Source organism: Paenibacillus montaniterrae (genome assembly GCF_018403185.1).
GTDB lineage: Bacteria > Bacillota > Bacilli > Paenibacillales > Paenibacillaceae > Pristimantibacillus > Pristimantibacillus montaniterrae.
Window position 1 is genome coordinate 153,637 of the sequence record NZ_BOSE01000011.1, and the last position, 16,464, is coordinate 170,100.

The 16,464-nt window shown below is 46.4% G+C and carries 15 protein-coding genes and 1 pseudogene; 10 read left to right on the forward strand and 6 right to left on the reverse strand.

The features are described 5' to 3' along the window. Positions 1-387 precede the first annotated feature (387 nt). From purM to KJS52_RS22970, 5 genes are all read left to right on the forward strand, one after another. On the forward strand, positions 388-1,431 hold the full coding sequence (purM, locus tag KJS52_RS22950; RefSeq protein ID WP_213519632.1) for a phosphoribosylformylglycinamidine cyclo-ligase: 1,044 nt from the start codon (positions 388-390) through the stop codon (positions 1,429-1,431). Then, positions 1,431-2,075: a phosphoribosylglycinamide formyltransferase gene (gene purN / locus KJS52_RS22955; RefSeq protein ID WP_213519633.1), complete on the forward strand. Its 645-nt coding sequence runs from the start codon at positions 1,431-1,433 to the stop codon at positions 2,073-2,075. Before purM ends, purN begins: the two co-directional genes overlap by 1 nt. Before the next feature lie 372 nt (positions 2,076-2,447). Then, positions 2,448-3,995: a bifunctional phosphoribosylaminoimidazolecarboxamide formyltransferase/IMP cyclohydrolase gene (purH, locus tag KJS52_RS22960; protein ID WP_213519634.1), complete on the forward strand. Its 1,548-nt coding sequence runs from the start codon at positions 2,448-2,450 to the stop codon at positions 3,993-3,995. Between the two features lie 26 nt (positions 3,996-4,021). Beyond that, positions 4,022-5,287: a phosphoribosylamine--glycine ligase gene (purD, locus tag KJS52_RS22965; protein ID WP_213519635.1), complete on the forward strand. Its 1,266-nt coding sequence runs from the start codon at positions 4,022-4,024 to the stop codon at positions 5,285-5,287. A gap of 370 nt (positions 5,288-5,657) precedes the next feature. Continuing rightward, a complete protein-coding gene (locus KJS52_RS22970) occupies positions 5,658-6,524 on the forward strand; it encodes a polysaccharide deacetylase family protein (RefSeq protein WP_213519636.1) in 867 nt (288 codons plus the stop codon). Between the two features lie 88 nt (positions 6,525-6,612). Here the strand turns inward: KJS52_RS22970 and KJS52_RS22975 are convergent, their stop codons facing one another. Both KJS52_RS22975 and KJS52_RS27555 read right to left on the reverse strand, forming a co-directional pair. Next, positions 6,613-6,900: a hypothetical protein gene (locus KJS52_RS22975; protein WP_213519666.1), complete on the reverse strand. Its 288-nt coding sequence runs from the start codon at positions 6,898-6,900 to the stop codon at positions 6,613-6,615. Beyond that, a pseudogene (locus tag KJS52_RS27555) lies at positions 6,883-7,191 on the reverse strand (amidohydrolase family protein); the annotation flags it as partial. The pseudogene KJS52_RS27555 and the gene KJS52_RS22975, both read right to left, overlap by 18 nt. A 171-nt stretch (positions 7,192-7,362) precedes the next feature. On the opposite strand from KJS52_RS27555, the gene KJS52_RS22985 reads away from it, so the two are divergent. Next, complete coding sequence (locus KJS52_RS22985; protein WP_213519637.1) at positions 7,363-8,190, forward strand: alpha/beta hydrolase; 828 nt, start codon at positions 7,363-7,365, stop codon at positions 8,188-8,190. A 147-nt stretch (positions 8,191-8,337) separates the two neighbouring features. Here the strand turns inward: KJS52_RS22985 and KJS52_RS22990 are convergent, their stop codons facing one another. Genes KJS52_RS22990 through KJS52_RS23000 form a run of 3 tightly spaced genes read right to left on the reverse strand, consistent with a single transcriptional unit; the run spans position 8,338 to position 12,087 of the window. After that, a complete protein-coding gene (locus KJS52_RS22990; RefSeq protein ID WP_213519638.1) occupies positions 8,338-9,492 on the reverse strand; it encodes a Ger(x)C family spore germination protein in 1,155 nt (384 codons plus the stop codon). 2 nt (positions 9,493-9,494) lie between these two features. Then, entirely contained in the window at positions 9,495-10,997 is a 1,503-nt protein-coding gene (locus KJS52_RS22995) for a spore germination protein (RefSeq protein ID WP_213519639.1), read from the reverse strand. Next, positions 10,990-12,087 carry an endospore germination permease gene (locus tag KJS52_RS23000; RefSeq protein ID WP_213519640.1) on the reverse strand — a complete coding sequence of 366 codons (1,098 nt, stop codon included), beginning with the start codon at positions 12,085-12,087 and terminating at the stop codon, positions 10,990-10,992. Before KJS52_RS23000 ends, KJS52_RS22995 begins: the two co-directional genes overlap by 8 nt. Before the next feature lie 163 nt (positions 12,088-12,250). Between KJS52_RS23000 and KJS52_RS23005 the strand changes: the two genes are divergently transcribed. From KJS52_RS23005 to KJS52_RS23015, 3 genes are all read left to right on the forward strand, one after another. Continuing rightward, positions 12,251-13,315, forward strand: a complete 1,065-nt coding sequence (locus tag KJS52_RS23005) for a DUF3048 domain-containing protein (protein ID WP_246563886.1) — start codon at positions 12,251-12,253, stop codon at positions 13,313-13,315. Positions 13,316-13,482: 167 nt separating this feature from the next. Beyond that, entirely contained in the window at positions 13,483-14,100 is a 618-nt protein-coding gene (locus KJS52_RS23010) for a DUF47 domain-containing protein (RefSeq protein WP_213519642.1), read from the forward strand. Between the two features lie 23 nt (positions 14,101-14,123). After that, entirely contained in the window at positions 14,124-15,119 is a 996-nt protein-coding gene (locus KJS52_RS23015; RefSeq protein WP_213519643.1) for an inorganic phosphate transporter, read from the forward strand. 162 nt (positions 15,120-15,281) lie between these two features. On the opposite strand, the gene KJS52_RS23020 is transcribed toward KJS52_RS23015, so the two are convergent. Next, positions 15,282-15,962 (reverse strand): hypothetical protein, encoded by a 681-nt coding sequence (locus tag KJS52_RS23020; protein ID WP_213519644.1) that lies wholly within the window; start codon positions 15,960-15,962, stop codon positions 15,282-15,284. 210 nt (positions 15,963-16,172) lie between these two features. Here KJS52_RS23020 and KJS52_RS23025 point away from each other — a divergent pair, with 210 nt between their 5' ends. Continuing rightward, positions 16,173-16,463 carry a YerC/YecD family TrpR-related protein gene (locus KJS52_RS23025; protein ID WP_213519645.1) on the forward strand — a complete coding sequence of 97 codons (291 nt, stop codon included), beginning with the start codon at positions 16,173-16,175 and terminating at the stop codon, positions 16,461-16,463. The last annotated feature ends 1 nt before the right edge of the window (position 16,464 follow it).

The following is a 16,464-nucleotide window of genomic DNA, read 5'->3' on the forward strand; positions in this document are numbered from 1 at the left end:
AGCATCCGAAAAACGAAGTGTGTCGCCTTTAACATCGTAATGCAACCATAAAAAATTAATAAGAGCATTACGATTTAAAAAGCGACTGGAGGATGCTATGCTCCGTAGCGCTGAAAAACGAAGTGTGTCGCCTTTAACATCGTAATGCAACCATAAAAAATTAAATAAGAGCATTACGATTTAAAAAGCGACTGGAGGATGCTTTGCTCCGTAGCGCTGACTTTGATGACGATGTGGTTGCTTCATAGCGGAGTCGGCGGGTTGTTAGCTAGGCAGTTATTCTTTTTTATAGTTGATTCATAGGAGTAAATTAACTAAAGCTTCCGAGGTTTCCTCATTACAAGAGGAATCGCAGGAGGCGCGAAAAATTTTTAGGAGTTGACATGAATGTCAGAGGCGTACAAAAAAGCTGGCGTTGATATTGCGGCGGGTAATGAAGCAGTAGAACGTATGAAGAAGCATGTTAAACGTACATTTCGTCCAGAAGTAATGGCTGATCTAGGTGGGTTCGGCGGTTTGTTCAGCTTGAACAAGGATAAGTATGAGGAGCCGGTTTTGGTTTCTGGCACAGATGGCGTTGGCACAAAGCTTAAGCTTGCTTTTGCGATGGACAAGCATGATACGATCGGGATTGACGCTGTAGCGATGTGCGTAAACGATATTATCGTTCAAGGTGCAGAGCCGCTGTTTTTCCTGGACTATTTAGCTTGCGGCAAGGTCGTTCCTGAGAAGATTGAAGCGATCGTTGCTGGTATTTCCGAGGGCTGCGTGCAGTCTGGCTGTGCTTTGATCGGCGGCGAAACTGCTGAGATGCCAGGCATGTATTCTGAAGAGGAGTACGACATTGCCGGCTTTACGGTAGGGATCGTTGACCGCAAGAAGATGATCGACGGCTCAACAATTGCTGCTGGCGATGCTGTATTGGGCTTTGCATCAAGCGGTATTCATAGTAATGGCTTCTCGCTTGTGCGCAAGCTATTGCTGGAGCAAGCAGGCTACTCCTTGCAGGATGAGCTGGCTGAGCTTGACGGTGCCAAACTAGGCGACGTGCTGCTGGAGCCGACGAAAATTTATGTTAAATCCGCATTGAAGCTGATTGAGCAAGTAAATGTAAAAGGAATGGCGCATATTACTGGCGGTGGCTTCATTGAAAATATTCCACGCGTGCTGCCTGAGGGCGTTAATGTTGAGATTGCATACGGTTCATGGCCGATCCTGCCAATTTTCAATTTGATGCAGCAAAAAGGAAGCATTTCTAACCGCGATATGTTCACAACATTTAATATGGGCATTGGACTTGTTGTGATCGTACCTGCCGAGCAAGCCGACGAGGCGCTTCGCATTGCGAATGAGCTTGGCGAGAAAGCATATCGCATCGGTACCGTAACAGAAGGCGATCGCATCGTTACGTTTACGGGAGCGGAAGTGTAATGGCATTGCGCGTTGCTGTATTCGCATCAGGCAATGGCTCGAATTTTCAAGCGATTGTTGATGCGGTGCAGGCAGGGAAGCTCGATGTAACCATCGAGCTTCTTGTTTGTGACAAGCCTCAAGCCCCTGTTGTTGCGCGTGCAGCAGGTGCAGGCGTTGAAGCATTTGTATTCAAGCCCAAGGATTATGCTTCGCGTGAGGCGTATGAGCAGGAGATACTTGCCAAGCTGCAGGAGAAGCAGGTTGAACTGGTTGTGCTCGCAGGATATATGCGCATTATTACACATGTGCTGGTAGAGCCGTTTGCAGGACGGATGATCAACATTCATCCATCGCTGCTGCCAAGCTTTCCGGGTGTAAATGCAATCGATCAAGCGCTCGATTACGGCGTAAAGGTAACAGGCGTTACGGTGCATTTTGTAGATGGTGGGCTCGACAGCGGTCCGATTATTGCCCAGCGTGCGCTGGATATATTGCCTGACGACACAGCAGATAGCTTGGCTGAACGAATTCATCGTGTTGAGCAGGAGCTGTATCCGCAAGTGATTAGCTGGATCGCAGCGGATAAAGTTTCGATTGATGGCAGACGAGTTACGATTGAGAGTAGAGCGAGCTCGATAAGGACGGTTGATGATGCAAAATAGCTGCGATGATTTTGCAGTATAGCTGCAGTAGAACTGCGGGAGCAAATCTGCTGCCATTCTAACGAAGCTCCATAACGCTATTTTGACGTAATGGCAATGCACAGGATATAACGAATATCCATAACGTTATTTGCCTAAATTGGCGCGTTTAGAGCTAAAATTTGCAAATTAGCGTGCTACAGATTCGTTACATTTTGAAAAGAAGCGATTCGCTGGCAATAGCGTGTGTCAGCTTCGTTAGAAATCAAGCACGCTTTATGTACCAGGAAGCAGCAAGTAAGCCATGAAAAATAAGTAGAGGCTTTCGTAGTAACTTTTTGTTGCTAAGAAGTCATTCAGTGAACTATCAAAAAGTTTTTAGGAGGGCGTAAGGTGGCTATTCGTAGAGCGTTAATTAGTGTTTCGGATAAGACAGGCATTGTTGAGTTTTCTAGAGCGTTGGCTGAGCAAGGGGTCGAAATTATTTCGACTGGCGGTACGTTTAATTTGCTGCAAAAGGAAGGGGTTCCGGTTATCGGGATTTCGGATGTGACAGGCTTCCCGGAAATTTTGGATGGACGTGTGAAGACGTTGCATCCAGCTGTCCATAGCGGCCTGCTTGCTGTTCGTGACAGTGAAGAGCATCAAAAAGCGATGCAGGAGCTTGGACTGGACTATATTGACTTGGTTGTTGTTAATTTGTACCCGTTCAAGGAAACAATCGCCAAGCCGGATGTAACGTATGAGGATGCGATTGAAAATATTGATATTGGCGGTCCTACAATGCTGCGCTCAGCTGCGAAAAATCATGCTTTCGTTACGGTTGTGGTTGATGCGGCTGACTACGGCGGCATTATCGAGGAAATTAAAGCAGACGGCGATACGACGCTGGAAACGCGCAAGCGCTTGGCGGCAAAGGTGTTCCGTCACACTGCAGCTTATGACTCGCTAATTTCCAATTACTTGTCTGCTCTACAAGGCGATCCGTTGCCAGAAACATATACTGTTACGTATGAAAAGGTGCAGGATCTTCGCTATGGTGAAAATCCGCATCAAAAAGCGGCCTTCTATAAAAAGCCTTTGGCTGCAAGCGGCAATATTACAACTGCCGAGCAGCTTCATGGCAAGGAGCTATCCTACAACAACATCAATGACGCTAATGCTGCGCTGGCGATTTTGAAGGAGTTTACGGAGCCTGCGGTTGTCGCGGTTAAGCATATGAACCCTTGTGGCGTTGGCATTGGCACTGATATTCATCATGCTTATCAAAAGGCGTATGAAGCAGATCCAACCTCGATTTTCGGCGGCATCGTGGCGGCCAATCGCACAGTTGGCGCTGAAACGGCTGAGCTTATGGGCTCGATTTTCCTGGAGATCATTATCGCGCCAGATTTTACACCAGAGGCGCTTGAAATTTTGACGAAGAAGAAAAATATTCGCTTGCTGAAGCTTGGTGAATTTAAAGCGGCGGAAGAGCGCAATTCAGAATGGCTGGTTACTTCCGTTGATGGCGGCATGCTAGTACAAGAAAGTGATGTTCACAACCTTAATGTAGAGGACCTGCAGGTTGTTACTGATCGCAAGCCGACTGAAGAAGAATTGAAGCAGCTGCTGTTTGGCTGGAAGGTTGTCAAGCATGTAAAATCGAATGCGATTTTGCTGGCGAAGGACGATATGACGGTTGGCGTTGGCGCAGGGCAAATGAACCGTGTTGGCGCGGCTCGCATCGCGGTTGAGCAGGCAGGAGAGAAAGCGAAGGGCGCTGTGCTTGCTTCTGACGCATTTTTCCCGATGGGCGATACGGTAGAGCTGGCTGCAAAAGCTGGCATTACGGCAATTATTCAGCCAGGCGGCTCGGTTAAAGATGAAGAGTCGATTGCAGCAGCGAATGCTCATGGCATTGCTATGGTGTTCACAGGCGTTCGTCATTTCAAACATTAATTTGAAATTGAAGGGAGACTCTTGTTGTGAAGATTTTAGTGATTGGCAGCGGTGGTCGTGAGCATGCGATTACATGGTCGTTGAAGAAAAGCAGTAAAGTAAGCAAGCTGTATTGCGCGCCGGGAAATGCGGGCATTGCGCAAATTGCAGAGTGCGTGCCGATTGGTGTATTCGAGTTTGACAAGCTGGTTGCCTTTGCCAAGGAGCAAAGCATTGATCTAGTATTCGTAGGTCCGGATGATCCGTTGGCGCTAGGCATTGTCAATGCTTTTGAAGCGGCGGGCATCCCTGCTTTTGGTCCGAACAAAGCGGCAGCAGAAATTGAAGGCAGTAAAATTTTTATGAAGGATCTGCTGAAAAAATACAATATCCCGACTGCCAAATACGAAACGTTTACCAGCTTCGAGCAGGCGCTTGCTTATTTGAAGCAGCAGGAAGCGCCGATCGTCATTAAAGCGGATGGACTTGCGGCGGGCAAGGGCGTAACGGTTGCTGCGACGCTGGAGGAAGCCGAAGCAGCGCTTCGTTCGATTATGGTTGAGAAGGTATTTGGCGATGCTGGCAACCAGGTTGTCATTGAGGAGTTTTTGGCTGGGCAGGAAATGTCGATCCTCGCATTTGTAGATGGTGAAACCGTCAAGCCGATGGTGCCGGCACAGGATCATAAGCCGATTTTCGATGGAGACAAAGGTCCGAATACTGGCGGCATGGGCACTTATACGCCGCTGCCGCATATCGATCCTGCGATTGTTGAGGACGCGATTGTCAACATTATCGAGCCTACCGCTAAAGCGATGGTAAGCGAAGGGCGCCCGTTCCGCGGCGTGCTGTTTGCCGGCTTGATGATTACGAAGGATGGTCCGAAAACGATCGAGTTCAATGCACGGATGGGCGATCCTGAAACTCAGGTTGTACTGCCTCGCTTGAAAACAGATTTGCTTGAAATTGTACTGGCAGCGATGAACGGAACGCTGGCTGAGCTGGATATCGAATGGGATGATGAAGCAGCAGTATGTGTTGTGCTTGCATCAGAAGGCTATCCGGGCAGCTATCCGAAGGGCAAGCTGATTAGCGGCCTGGCTGATGCCGAAGCGAAAGGCGCGCTTGTGTTCCATGCAGGCACGGCTGAGCAGGACGGCAATATTGTCACGAACGGCGGACGCGTGCTAGGCGTTGTTGGACGAGGTGCTTCGATTGCTGCCGCTCGCGAGCACGCCTATGAAGCGATTAAAAGCATTCAGTTTGAAGGGATGCAGCATCGTTCGGATATTGCGATGAAGGCGCTCGTATAAACGGCTAAATTCGAATTCGATTGACAGGAATTCGATCTCGGAAAAGGGGTTGCTGTAAGGCCCGATTGCGGTCTTACAGCAGCTTTTTTTGTTTCCTGTTTTACCAAAAAATTCTTTCATATTTTTTAACTGATTTACTAGAAAGATTAAGATTTTCTCATAAATCTATGATATACTAGATTCATAGAGAGCACCATGCAGGTTGAGCTGGTCAAGTGCACGTGATTAGGCAATGTCTGCTAGGCTTCTACATAACAAACTGCGTGAATATGATCTGATGACAGAAGAATAAAGGGTGTAGTGTATGAGCAATAACAACTCTAATTTCAGGTCATTTCAAGTTGCGGTCTTGGTATTCATTTTGTTTGTAATGGCAGGATGCTCTACGTATCCTTCTATTGAGCCGCATCAACCCGTAGCTGCATCATCAGGCATTATTTCTAATTTGATGAATCACGATTCGGAGCAGGAGCCAGAGCAATCAGGCACTCCAGAGGATTCTCAATTAGAAGCGGAAGCAACTCCTCCAGCAGACGAGGAGCTTGACGATGCAGATCAGGCGCATTTTGCTGATCTTGATCAAATCGAACCAGTTGAAGAGGTAAAAGAACAGGAAGAGCACGCTAATGAGGAAGAGCATGCTGTAACGCCAAGCGAAGGGGAACAGCAAGTCATGAACATTGCAATAACATTTGATGACGGACCAGATTTGAAATATACGCCTCGAATATTGGATATTTTGCAGGAAAAGGATGTAAAGGCGACCTTTTTCGTAGTAGGCATACAGGTGAACAAATATCCTGATGTGCTGAAGCGAATTGAGGCTGAAGGTCATTTGATTGGGAATCATTCGTATAATCATCCTAATTTAACAAAATTAAGCAGTGATGAGCTGACTGAAGAAATTCAATCGACTGATGACAAAATATTTGCTGCGCTTGGCCATGTTCCGACACTCGTCAGACCGCCGTATGGCTCGGTCAATGATGAAGTCAGGCAGCAGCTGCAGGATATGGGCAAGGAAGTCGTGCTGTGGAACATTGACCCGCGTGACTGGGATGGCTCCACCGTAGATGATATGTTCGAAAATATTATGAGCAATGCGCGCGATGGCGGCAATATTTTGCTGCACAGCTTTGGCGGCAAGCATATTGAAAACACAGTTACGCTGCTGCCGCTCATTATTGACGAGCTGCGGGCACAAGGCTATAGCTTTGTTACGGTTGATGAATTGTAACACATTTAGATGACGCATATTCGGTATGCGATAAAGGGATTGGCTGGTTCATGGCGACATGGACGATTAGCCAGTCCCTTTATTTGAATTAAAGTTTCATTTTTAGCCCTTCATGAGTTACTTTAAAACCTAACCGTTCATAAAAACGCAAGGAATCATCTCGTTTTTTATCAGTAATAGCTCTCCAGCTCCCTTGATGTGTAAGATAAGGAGTGAAAGTAATTTGTAGAACACCAACTATTGCTTCACCAATACACCCAACAATTAATTCATTATTTGGATCTGATTCAATAGCTGCAAATGCTTTTAAATAGCTTTCAGGAAGTGGGTTCTCGTAACGTTCTCTTGTCATACCCAATTCATCGTCTGCAAGCATTTGAACAATTCTATGCAGATCGTCAATATCTGCATAGGAGAAAGGTCTCTTTGCTCTTGTTGAAGGCAGATCAGTGCCAAACATGATTGCATCTGGATTTACCTGATAGATTGATTTCTAGGCATTTGCAACATTTAATTCTACACGACCAAATCCGGTAGCTTTTACACGTATACCTTTATCAACTAGCTTTAATAAATGGGGTAATCCTTCCTCAGATAAGCCAAGATGATCAATCGATACCGCCGGCAGTTTTTCCACGATTGAATGAATTTCCGGCAGTTCCCTGGCATAAGACGTCCGTTTTAATAATTCAGCTTGATCTGGAAGTTTACTCCTTCAACCAGTCGGCTGTTGACAACGATCATCGTTCCATGCTATTCTGTAAGCATAATTCATAGTATACAGGTCGGAATAATATAAATTAGATTATTGTAAAGTGTATGCAAGGAGGAAATCAAGATGGAAAAACAATTGACGATTAAGCATGAGCAGCTATCGCTTGCGGCTACGCTGCATTATCCGCATGAAGGCACCGAGCAGGCCGAGGAAAACGGGAAGCGCCCTGTCGTTATTATTTGTCATGGCTTTGTCGGCAGCCGGATCGGCGTTGATCGTTTGTTTGTGAAAACAGCTCGCGCACTGGCAGCTCAAGGCAGCTATGTGCTGCGCTTTGACTACGGAGGCTGCGGGGAAAGCGACGGTGATTACGGGGCGCTTGGCTTTGACTCAATGATCGAGCAAACCCGTACGATGCTTGACTATGTGGCAAGCTGCGATTGCATGGACCCGGCCCGCATTACGTTGCTCGGACATAGTCTGGGCGGAGCGGTTGCGCTAATGACTGCGGTTAAGGATCGCCGCGTCAAGCGGCTTGTGCTGTGGTCTGCAGTTGCGTATCCATTTAATGATATTGTTCGCATTGTGGGAAGACAAAGCTATGACGAAGCGCATACGAAGGGGCATACCGATTATGTTGGCTATACGCTGTCGCCTGTATTTTTCGATTCGTTAATGGAGCATCAGCCGTTCCAGGCGGCAACTCGTTTTTCAGGCGATGTGCTGCTTGTCCACGGTACTAGCGATGATGTCATTCCGGTCGATTACGGCTTTTTGTACCAAAAAATATTTTGGACGCGCAGCGAAGGGACTTGCGAGAAAGAAATCATTTTCCAGGCTAACCATACGTATTCGACCCACGCTCACCAGCAGGCAGCAATCCAAGCCACCATCAACTGGCTCGATCATCTTGATGTACAGAAGCAGGAATGGGTTAACTGGTCCATTTAACTTAGATGAGGGTGTTATGGCGTTGCAGCTTAGTCGGTACCTCACAGTCGTGGATAAGCACCAACGGAGGATGCTTTGCTCCGGCAGCGCTGATACTTACTTCACAGCGTTGAGGCTACTAACCCCGCAGCGGCTGTAACACCCAACTTATTTTTGCCGCTTATATTTGCCGTTCGTTGGCACATAGAGCTTGATTTTGAACTCTTCAATGGAGTCCTCTGTTAAAATAAATTGACTTCCGTTTTTCGTCATTTTTTTCCACGCCTTAGGCATCTTCATCCGAAAGCTGTGCATAAAATTAAACAAATCCAGCTGCTCCTCAACCCCCAGCTTATATACCGCCATCACTTCTTTTTCTATTTCCTGCTTGGCCAGCTCAATCATTTTAGGATAGTCAAGCTCATGGATGTATTCATTCATTGAACCTCGGTAGTTGGCTTCTATCTTAAATTTGACCTCTCCGTTAACGAGCTTCGGCTTAATTTTTATCTTTGCCTTGTCTATCGTGATGACCGCATAGGAGGTTTCTTCATCTTTAACGACAATCATAGCTCTGGACAGTCTTGGATTCAACCAGCGGAAGCCTTGCAGCTTTTCATTCGGAATAATTTTATTAAATTGATCCGATGAGAAGTAAGCGCCGGTTATTTTCAGCAGCTTTAATGTTTTTATATCTGAGGACCAATGCTCGTTGTCGAAGCCAAGACAAGGGATATAGGAGATACGATCAGGCTCATTGACAAACGATAAATACTTGAACATTTGAATAGGCGGCATCGTCATCATTTGATTGTAGGATGAACGAGGCACATGCAAAATCGTTCGCAAGGTAGTGAAGTTGTAGAACGAATCGCTCTTAAAAATTTCTTCAATGGATTCTTGCGTAACGAACAGCCAGACGTTGTAGCGGTTGTCCGGAAAGCGATAAATGCGATCGACCAGCTCCGAATCTAATGAGAAAATCGCGCGTTCGGTTACGACGATCGCCTGCGTATGCCCCCAATCGACTCGCAATTGCGCTGACTTGTACAGGTCAGCCGCAGCCGTATGAAGCGTCTTTCCTATTCCTTTGCCGACGTATGCGCTATTTTCTGGATTGCCGCGCTGGCCTTCTGTGCTGGCAATAAACTCAAAATTCATCGTTTGCGCGTACAACGTAAAATTTTCTCCGTCATAATCGACCCCTAAAGCCGACACATAGTGCTGATCCTGGATATTGGTTGAGCTCCAGCAGCCAGCTAGCATCATCATGCTGCATACTATTATGATTAGCTTCAATAGGGCAGCTTGCAGCTTCTTCATGATTACTCATCCTTTTTCGTCTTCTTGGTATGAAGGTAAGCCGGGCGTTTTTCGCGGAACCGCAGCGGTGTTTGAAAAATAGAGATTAAGAAGCCCCTTAGATTTAACGGAGAAAGCGGGGCAAGATATGGCACGCCGAAGGATTGCAGCCGTGACAGAAAAAGAATGAAAATAATGTAAGCTGTTATAAACCCGTAAATTCCGAGAAATGAGCTTAGCACGAACGCAAGGAATCTATAAAACACGACGCTGTTGGCCAGGGATTGGTTTACCAGGATCGCACCTGTAATGATTGAAATCGCCGCAACGACGACAATGATCGGCGAAACCAAGCCGGCGCGAATCGCCGCTTCCCCTATAATTAAGCCGCCGACAACCGTGATCGTATGACTCATGCTGCCCGGCATGCGGATGCTCGCTTCGCGAAACATCTCCATAAAGGTCATAATTAGAAACATTTCAATCGATGCCTCCATCGGAATGCCCATGCGTGAAATCGAGATGGTTGCCAGCATCGTGAACGGAAGCTGATCAGGGTGAAAGGTTGTAATCGCGATATAGAAGCCAGGGATAAAGATTGACGTAATTAACGCGAACAAGCGAAATAAACGGCTAATATTGGAAGCCAGCAGCGGGAAATAATTGTCCTCCGGTGATTTTAATAGCTGAAACACATTGCCTGGCGCGATAATCACCATCGGATTATTGTCCAAAATGATGACAAAGCGCCCATTAAGCAGGCATTCCACAATAAAGTCTGGACGAGCTGAATAATCAACGGTCGGAAATAAATAGGTTTTGTCGCCGATCATTTCCTCTAATTGACCGATGGTCACGAGCTGCTCCGTATCAATATTGTCAATTCTTCCTTTTACAGTGGCAATCATTTGGTCATTGGCGATGTCCTCCATATAAAGCAGCGCCATTTTCGTATTCGTCAAGGTGCCGATTGAATAGCTTTCCACATACAAATGCTCACTGCGAATTCGCTTGCGCAGCAAGGCGATGTTGGTGCCAATATCCTCGACCAGCCCGTCCTTCGGACCGCGAATCGTAATTTCCGAGGCGGATTCCTCTGGCGTACGGGTAGGAATGTCGGCAATATTGATTGACATGATCAGCTTTAGATGCGGAATCGCGCACAGCACATTGCCTTCAAATAATAAGCTGGACATTTTGCTAACCGCAATCGGGCGCTCGGCAGTTCCGACTTTAAACCAGCTGATCATGGGGCTGTACTCCATTTGCCCGGCGGAACGAAAGCCCGTATCCTCAAATACGTTAGAAATCGAAGGCAGCACTGTTTCCTTTAACGTATTGTTTTGAATAAACACCTCCGACAAGACGAAGATAATTTTGACAGGCTCATGCAAATAGTTAGGGCTCGTGAATTGTCGGGACTTGTAATGCTTGGCAAAAATAATAATATCAGCCGAGTGCTTGTAATAATGCTGAAACTGCTCTTCTGTAAGGTTGTCCATATCGACATATTGCGTGTTATTCATTAGATATCGACTCCTTCCTATTCACGATCAGTTGTGTCAGCGAAATCGCGATCGTCAACACAAGGACAAATACGATTAAAGCAGGAAAGTAAATATTTTGCAGAATGTAGATTTTAATATCCTCACGCCATTTCAGTAATAGCATCCCGAGTATAATGACCGACAGAATGCTAAGCAGCACGAGGCGCGGCTTGTTTTTTTTGAATTGAAACACATCGACCATCAAGTACATGCACAGAGCAGTCCTTGTTATGGAGCCGGACAGCCATTGATAGATTGACAGAAAGTCAACGTGCTGCATCAATTGCCCAAGACTTAATATCTTCCATTGGTCAAACGTCGTATGGCGCTGCTTCAACGCTTCTGTAGGACCAAACTCGGTAATCGCTCCTGTAATCGGCCCAAGCACGATCATGATAAAAAAGGCTGCGAAAATGACAATTTGCAGCTTCGTAAACTTGCTTTTTACATGATGGGCGAACAGCAGAAACACCCATATATCGAATAAAGCGGAAAGCACATAGAACGCGCCGCTAAGAGCCGGCCAGTAGCCATTATCGAAAATCGGAAACAGCAGCGATATCTCCTTGTATTTCATATTGGAGGTTGAGACGAAGTAGCCGAGAAATATAACGACCGGCAGCAAAACTGCTGACACAATGGCGATCGATTGCAGTCCGTAATAGGCCATTGCAAAGCATAGCAGCAGCATGCACAGAGAGACAACCAATATCGGAGTTTGCTGCAAATATGTAGAGACGGTCCACATCATCGTATCAATGATCGTGTACAAGGCATTGAAGAAAAGAATCGCCGCCAGAATCAGCTTCAGTCCGAAGGTTATATATTTTCCCCAGTGGCGATAGAGCCAGTCGATCACGGATTCATGCTTGAGCTGGTTGACCATGTTGAAAAAAATAAAGCACCAGGCAAGAAAAAACGGCGCTGCGATAAGGACTGAGACCCAGGAATCGCGGCCAGCTACATTTAATATGACTGGAATAGCCATGACGTGAGACATAAGCCCTGTACTTAAAATAATGCTGGCGATGGCAAGCCATAAGCTTATATTTCCACGTTGAGTATCCATATTATTATGCTTCCTCTCGAATTGATATCCTTATGATGTGAAGGGAAACAGGTTTTTAGTCGCAAAATGCAGAAAAATATCAAGACATTGCCAGTAAAGCATGATTAAATGGTAAAGAGAGGGTTAGTAAATACTTTCAAAGGAATGAAGCGGGAGGAAAATGATGAAGAAAAAATATGGAATACTATTAATTGCTCTTATGTTAATTACTGTTTTAGCAAATGCGTGCGGCGGAGGGGAAGCACAAGCACCACAGCCAACTGATGATGAGCCGATTGTTGAGCAGCCGCCAACATTGGAGCCTACGCCTGCAGTGCCGGCTTATTTTGGGCTGCTGACAGGAAAGGGCATGGAGCAGTTGGCGGCAGAACGTCCTGTTGCTGTGTTGATTAATAATTTGGCGCCTGCCAGACCGCAAAGCGGCTTAACCGAAGCTGATATTATATGGGAAGTATTAGCTGAGGGCGGAATTACTAGATTAGTAGCCATCTTCCAAAGCACAGAAAATGTGGATGCTGATATTGGTCCTGTTCGCAGCAACCGTCCTTATTTTATTGCGCTTGCAGATTCTTATGATGCGATCATTGCCCATGCTGGAGCAAGCAATGATGCTTACGCAATTTTACAAAGACAGAACAAGCCTTATCTTGACGAAATCTCCAATGCTGGCGGCTCCTACTGGCGGAGCTCCGAGCGCAAGGCTCCGCATAATTTATATACAAGCCTGTCCAAGCTGCGCGAAGGAGCGAGCGCTAAAGGTTATCGTGAGGAAGCGACAATTCGCGGCTACAGCTTTATGAGCGAAGCGGAAGCTGAAGCAGCAGCAGTCGGCAGCATTAAGCAGCTTGAGGTGCAGTTTCAGCTGAAAAGCTATCGCGTAGGCTACAGCTATGATGAGGCAAGCCGCGTTTACAAGCGCAGCATTAACGATGAGCCGCATATTGATAAAAATACGGACGAGCAGCTGTATGCGAGCAATTTGATCTTTATGCAGACGACGCATAAGGTGCTGGACAATGAAGGCCGGCTAAGCGTTGACCTGCAAGCTGGCGGGGATGCGATGGTCATTCAAAATGGCGAAGCGATTGAAGGCAATTGGGTTGTCGCTAGCGACGGTATGATTCGATTTTTGCAGGATGGCACTGAAATCAAGCTGGTGCCAGGCAAAAGCTTTATCCATATTCTACCGACTGGAAAAGCAATTAATGAGCATGTTATTTGGCAATAATAGGCCTATATCGACCTGATTCGACAAGAAGCGCCAGGAATGATGAAAATAATTATAAATTTTTCATTAATTTTTACATTGCGTTAACAATTCTAGGTTACACTATTCCATGGCGAGCACGAGATGACGTTGTAAGCTACCATTCTGTAGTCGATAAGGAGATTGACATGTTTAACAAGACGAAAAAAGATATTTTCTTCAGAACCTTTGAAGAGATGGCGGATACAATTGTTGAAGCAGCAGAATACTTTGCGAAAGGTGTAACTGATCTCTCTGATGTCGAAAGTTTTGTAAAGAAAATGAAAGAGTATGAAAATAGCTGTGACGCAAAAACACATACGATTTTAAGTGAGCTTAACAAAGTGTTCATTACACCAATCGAGCGTGATGATATTATGGCGCTCACAACGTCGTTGGATGATGTAATGGATGGACTTGAAGCAACAAGCACTCGCTTCCTGATGTATGGCGTTAAAGAAAAGGACGAGCATATTACGGGCTTTGCCGATATTCTTGTTCGTTCTGCACATCAAATAAAGAGCGCAATTGATCTTCTGACACAGAAAAAATTGCTGCCGATTCGCGAGCATAATATTGCGATTCATGGCCTGGAAAATGAAGGCGATGATTTGTTGAACCTTTCCATTACGAAGCTGTTTTCTGATGTTAAGGACCCGATTGAGCTGATCAAGCGCAAGGAAATTTACGAGCGTCTTGAGCAAACGACCGACTGCTGCGAGGATGTTGCGAATACTTTAGAAACGATCGTTATGCGTAACAGCTAAGCGGGAGAGCAGAGGTCGAGCAAATGGAGATATATGTACTAATCGCTGTCGTGTTTCTAGCTCTAGCATTTGACTTTATAAATGGTTTTCATGATACGGCTAACGCAATTGCGACTTCCGTTTCGACACGCGCGCTTAAGCCGCGGGTAGCGATCGTGCTTGCCGCGCTTATGAACTTCCTAGGTGCGCTTACCTTTACCGGTGTAGCGAAAACAATCGGTAGCGGTGTTGCCAACCCAGCAGATCTGCAATTTGGGGTTGAAGTTGTGATTTGCGCGCTTATCGGCGCGATTGCCTGGAACCTGATTACATGGTGGTTTGGAATACCTTCGTCTTCCTCACACGCCTTGATCGGAGCGCTTGCCGGTGCAGTAATTGCGGCTGAAGGCTTTGATAAAATCAATGCTTCCGGCTTTATGGATATTCTTAAAGCACTATTAATTTCACCAATTATTGCTTTCGTAGCTGGTTTTCTCATTATGTCATTGCTCAAGGTGATTTTCGCCAGAAAAAGTCCGCATACCGTTAATAAGGGCTTTCGCTTTGGACAAATTGCTACAGCGATGTTCCAGTCCTTCTCGCATGGTACGAATGATGCGCAAAAGGCAATGGGGATTATCGTATTTGCCCTAGTCGCTGCAGAGTTGCAGCAGACGATGGATGTGCCGCTTTGGGTTAAAATCTCGGCAGCAACTGCTATGGCGCTCGGTACGGCGATGGGCGGCTGGAAGATCATTAAAACAATGGGCACGAAAATTTTCAAAATTGAGCCGATTAACGGCTTTGCTGCAGATACTGGCTCTGCGATCGTCATATTAACTGCAACGTTCCTGCACCTGCCAGTAAGTACGACGCATGTTATTACTTCCTCGATTCTAGGGGTGGGCAGCGCCAAGCGCTTTGCCGCCGTTAAATGGGGAGTAGCAGGCCGTATCGTAGTTGCATGGTTTATTACGATTCCAATTACAGCGTTAATTTCAATGGTTTGCTTCTGGATTTATAAAGCGATTTTCTTATAATCAAAGCCGCCAGTATCGGGGCTAAATACTTGCGATTACAAAGGTTAAGCGCAAGATAGAAGACGCCGCAGCCTACATGGGATAGCCCTGTAGGCTGCGGCGTTGTTTATGTTGACTAACGGGACCCGTCTCTAGTAGTGCATGGAATCGGCAGCGAATAGGTTATCTGCGATTGCCAGGACGTCTCGTTGTCGGAGCTGGTCTGCGAGGAGGAAGCGATAGTGCTGGCGGCGGTGGTGCCGTTCTTGGCGGTTGCGGGCTGCTGCGCCGAACAGGAGCTGGTCTTGCGGTCGCCTGAGCTGGCCGCGAAGCTGTTCGATTTGCAGCTGCTCGGTTCGTTGTCGATTTGGTGGAGCGCTGCGGTCTGGTGGAGCGAACGCGCCGTCTTGCCGGAATCGAGGCGGCTTCAGCTTCACCGCCGCTATTTTTGTTTTTGCCTAGCACGCCCGAAAAAACCTTGACCATCGGAGCGATTTGTCCGACTGTGCTGACTACCTTCTGCACCGTTGTTACCGTGCTGAGTATGCCTTCAAGTCCGCCGAAGCGGTCCACCAAGCCTTTCAATTCATCAATATTCGCATATTTGGCCAAGCTTGCCAGATTAAAGCCGCCTGAACCCGACTTTTTCTCTTTTTCCTTCTCCTTTACAACCGTATTGCCTTGCGAGGCTGGCTGGAACGGAGAAACGCTCGTAGTATAATGTGGCTGTGGCGGTCGCGTTGGAATGACAGCACCTCCTCCGTGACCATGACCGTATTGCTGAGGATGAAAGGTTGAGGGGTGAACGCTTTGTGCTGGATTTCTCCGATAAGCATAATGCTGAGCATGTGGAGAAGAATTCATCGTCTATCACAACCCTTTACATTTTCGTTAGTACAGCATATGAGATAGGCATTTGTATGGATTGGACATTCGCCCAGATTTACGGAAAAAAGTAGACGATTGGCTATATCTATAAAGTCTGTATATCTTTAAAGCGTGAATACTGTAATGTTTGATAAATTGCCGTAATCACGCTACAATAATAGAAATAGACTGTAAGGAGAGATCCCTTTGCAACTTAAAAAACTTAACGATAAGTCAATCGATCAGCTGTTTGAAGCGATTTTGACGTTGAAAAATGTCGATGAATGCTATATATTTTTTGAGGATTTGTGCACGGTGAATGAAATCCAATCAATGTCGCAGCGCCTTGAGGTTGCACGCATGCTCGGCAACGGCAGCACCTACAATCAAATCGAGTCGGAAACGGGTGCAAGCACAGCGACGATCTCGCGCGTAAAGCGCTGCTTGAACTACGGCAATGACGGCTACAAGCTTGCATTGGATCGTTTGGGTAAATAGT

Coding starts and splice junctions, on each gene's coding strand:
- KJS52_RS22985 (WP_213519637.1), top strand. CDS start 7,363: ATGGAAAAACAATTGACGATTAAGCATGAGCAGCTATCGCTTGCGGCT.
- KJS52_RS22975 (WP_213519666.1), bottom strand. CDS start 6,900: ATGCTTGCAGACGATGAATTGGGTATGACAAGAGAACGTTACGAGAAC.
- KJS52_RS23015 (WP_213519643.1), top strand. CDS start 14,124: ATGGAGATATATGTACTAATCGCTGTCGTGTTTCTAGCTCTAGCATTT.
- KJS52_RS23010 (WP_213519642.1), top strand. CDS start 13,483: ATGTTTAACAAGACGAAAAAAGATATTTTCTTCAGAACCTTTGAAGAG.
- KJS52_RS23000 (WP_213519640.1), bottom strand. CDS start 12,087: ATGGATACTCAACGTGGAAATATAAGCTTATGGCTTGCCATCGCCAGC.
- KJS52_RS23020 (WP_213519644.1), bottom strand. CDS start 15,962: ATGAATTCTTCTCCACATGCTCAGCATTATGCTTATCGGAGAAATCCA.
- purM (WP_213519632.1), top strand. CDS start 388: ATGTCAGAGGCGTACAAAAAAGCTGGCGTTGATATTGCGGCGGGTAAT.
- KJS52_RS22995 (WP_213519639.1), bottom strand. CDS start 10,997: ATGAATAACACGCAATATGTCGATATGGACAACCTTACAGAAGAGCAG.
- purN (WP_213519633.1), top strand. CDS start 1,431: ATGGCATTGCGCGTTGCTGTATTCGCATCAGGCAATGGCTCGAATTTT.
- KJS52_RS22990 (WP_213519638.1), bottom strand. CDS start 9,492: ATGAAGAAGCTGCAAGCTGCCCTATTGAAGCTAATCATAATAGTATGC.
- KJS52_RS22970 (WP_213519636.1), top strand. CDS start 5,658: ATGGCAGGATGCTCTACGTATCCTTCTATTGAGCCGCATCAACCCGTA.
- KJS52_RS23005 (WP_246563886.1), top strand. CDS start 12,251: ATGAAGAAAAAATATGGAATACTATTAATTGCTCTTATGTTAATTACT.